Origin of the sequence: Nonomuraea antimicrobica (assembly GCF_039536965.1) — a bacterium.
In the GTDB taxonomy this organism is placed as follows: Bacteria; Actinomycetota; Actinomycetes; order Streptosporangiales; family Streptosporangiaceae; genus Nonomuraea; species Nonomuraea antimicrobica.
The window spans coordinates 1-2991 of sequence record NZ_BAAAZP010000006.1 but is presented as its reverse complement, the minus strand read 5'-3'; the positions used below and the strand labels follow the sequence as shown (position 1 = coordinate 2991).

At 76.4% G+C, this 2991-nt stretch carries 2 protein-coding genes; both read right to left on the bottom strand.

Annotated elements, in window-relative coordinates; all coding sequences use genetic code 11:
• Positions 1–1390, bottom strand: a 1390-nt coding sequence (locus tag ABD844_RS02035) for an FAD-dependent monooxygenase (RefSeq protein ID WP_344872302.1), incomplete at its 3' end; no start/stop codon positions are given.
• Positions 1391–1489: 99 nt separating this feature from the next.
• On the bottom strand, positions 1490–2991 hold a 1502-nt coding region (locus ABD844_RS02030), incomplete at its 5' end, for a LuxR C-terminal-related transcriptional regulator (RefSeq protein WP_344872301.1).

The following is a 2991-nucleotide window of genomic DNA, read 5'->3' as shown; positions in this document are numbered from 1 at the left end:
CCCCGCCGACCCCGCCGACCCCGGCGACCCCGCCGCCCCCGAGCCCGGCCGCCCGCGCCGCCGCGCCGGACCCGGTCGCGTCCAGCAGCAGGGGCCGCCCGTCGCGCAGCAGCTCGTACAGCCGCCCGCCCGCGCAGGGCAGATCGGGCATCCGCCGCCCTGTCCAGGGGTGGGCGTGCCTGGGGGCGGGGTAGCCGATGGCCAGGCCGGTCAGCCTCCCCGCCAGCAGTGCGTGGGTGTGGCGGAAGCGCAGGAGCAGCCGGAGCGCCACACCGCGCAGCACGCGGCGGGCCGCCGAGCGGCCGAGCACCAGCCGGTTGAACGCGTCGGTCAACGCGAGCACCTGCGCGCCCACGCGGTGCCGCTCGCGCTCGTACCCGTCCAGCAGCCCGTCCGGCAACCCGTCTGGCAACCCGTCCGGCAGCCCGTCCTGGGGCCCGTCCGGCGGCCCGGCGGCCGCCTGCCCCCGTACGGCCGCGGCCAGCCGCCAGCCGAGGTTCATCGCGTCCTGGATGCCGGTGTTCATGCCCTGCCCGCCGAGTGGCGAGTGCACGTGGGCGGCGTCCCCGGCCAGGAACACACGGCCGGCGCGGTACCGGCCGGCCTGCCTGCGCTCGCTCAGGAACCGGGAGCTCCACCGCTGCTCGCGCATGCCGAAGTCGGTGCCGGCGATGCGCAGGAAGGCGTCGCGCATCTCCTCCATCGGCAGCGGCACGTCGAGGGGCACCTGCTCGCGCAGCCGGTCCCAGGCGATGGCCCGGAACCAGCCGTCGCCGAACGGGATCATGATGACCACGCCCTCGCTCCCGGCCGCGGCGGACAGGGTGTCCTGCGGCGGCTCGGTGAGGCGTACGTCGGCCAGCAGGATGTGCGTCTCGTACTGCCGTCCGGCGAAGTCGATGCCGGCCAGGCCGCGTACCCGGCTGTGGGCGCCGTCGCAGCCGACGACGTAGCCGGCCGTCTCCGTACGTCCGTCGGCCAGCTCGACCACCACCTGCCGCTCGCCCTGCCGCAGGCCGGTCACCTCCGCGCCGCGGACGATCTCCACGCCCAGCTCGCGGGCGCGCCTCTCCAGCACCCGCTCCGTGCCGCTCTGCGGGACGATGAGGAGCATCGGGTACCTGGTGTCGAGCGTGCTCAGGTCGAGGGTGGCACCGGGGATCGGCTGGATCTCGCGCACCGGCACGCCGTGCGGCAGCAGCTCGTCGGCCAGGCCCCTGGCGTCCAGCAGCTCCAGCGTACGGGCGTGCACGGCGAACGCCCGGGTGATGTTGGGCTGCTCGGCGCGCCGCTCCAGGATCCGGCAGCGGACGCCCGCCAGCGCCAGCTCGCACGCCAGCATCAGGCCGGTCGGTCCGGCGCCTACGACGATCACGTCGGTCGGGTTCATCAGGGCTCATCCCTCCGGGGTCGGTGTCACCACCATGCGGCCCGTCCGCACCCCGTCGCATCGGTGAAGTGCACAGTCCCGTCCCCTGGTCCGGGGAGGTCAGCGGGCGCCGCCGAGGGCGTCGGGGTGCTCCAGCGACAGGCGTACGAGTTCGGCCCGCGACGAGAGGCCCAGCTTCACGAAGACCTTGTGCAGGTGGTAGTCGACCGTGCGCGGGCTCAGGAACAGGTGCGCCGCGATCTCCCTGTTCGTCCCGCCCTCGCTGACCAGGCGCGCGATCTGCGACTCCTGCGGCGTGAGGTCGGCGACCGTGCTCGGGTCGCGTTTGCGCGCGCTCTCCCCCGTCGCCTGGAGCTCGACGCGGGCCAGCTCCGCCCACGGCGCCGCGTCCAGCCGTTCGAACGCCTCGCACGCCGCGCGCAGGTGACGTCGTGCCTCCGCGCGCCGCCGTCGCCTGCGCAGCGCCTCGCCGAACAGCAGCGCGGTCCTGGCCGTGTCGAACGGCCGCCCCGCCTCGGCGTGCAACGACAGCGCCTCCGTGAACCGGGCCTCGACCGCGTCCTCCTCCACCAGGCCCCGGCAGCGGGCCACCAGCGCGTGCGCCCAGGGCGAGCGGACCGGTCCGGCCCAGCTCCGCAGCAGGTCGAGGGCCGCATTCGCGCGTTCTGGACGACCGGTGCGGACGGCGGCCTCGACGAGATCGGCGGCGGCGAAGATCTTCACGATCGGGTGGCCCTCGCCCGGGGCGGCGTCCGCCATGGCGCTCAGCCGGTCGCACGCCTGCGCGGTGCGCCCCTGGCCCAGGTCGAGCAGGGCCAGCGCCCAGGCCGCGATCCCGGCGGACGGGCCCAGCCGCTGCCCGATGGACTGGGCCAGCGCGGCCTCCGCCTCCGTACGGCACTCCTCGGACTGCCCTCGCACGGCCGCGATCCAGGCGAGCACCGAGCGGTGGTGCGCGGCCGTATTGTCCTGCCTGGTGTCGAGCGCCAGCCGGAGCCCCTCGGTCGCGGTGGCGCGGGCGGCGGCGAGGCGGCCCGTCCACATCTGCAACGAGCCCAGCGGCGCGAGGAGGAGAGGCAGCGCGCTGACCGCTCCTGAGCCGCGTGCGCGAACGGCCGCCGCGGTGAACAGGTCGAGCGCCTCGGCGTCCGCGCCCAGGAACATGGCCGCGCCCGCGGCCGTCCACAGGTTCAGCGGACCGGCCGCCTCCCCGGTCTTTGCCTGTGCTGTTTCCTGGGCCAGCGCGTGGCCCTCGCGGAGCGGGCGGGCGGCCCGCCCCGGGTCGCCCGCCAGGAGCGCGGCCAGGCCGACCATCAGCCGGGCACCCGCGGCGGCGGTGTCCTCCACCGGGGGCAGTACCGCCAGCCGCCGCCCCGCCTCGGCCACCTTGGACAGGTCGGCGGCGGTCCAGGCGAGCCGGCCCGCCTCGGTCAGCATGCGCGCGGCCTGGCCGGGGTCGAGCGCGGCGACTGGCTCCGCCCCGGCGAGCAGGATCGCGTACCCGGTGTCGGGACGGCCGCACAGGCCCTCGATCGCGCCGCGCACGTGCTCGCCCCTGGCGCGCAGCCGGGGCTCGGCGGTGTGCAGGACGGCCTCGTCCA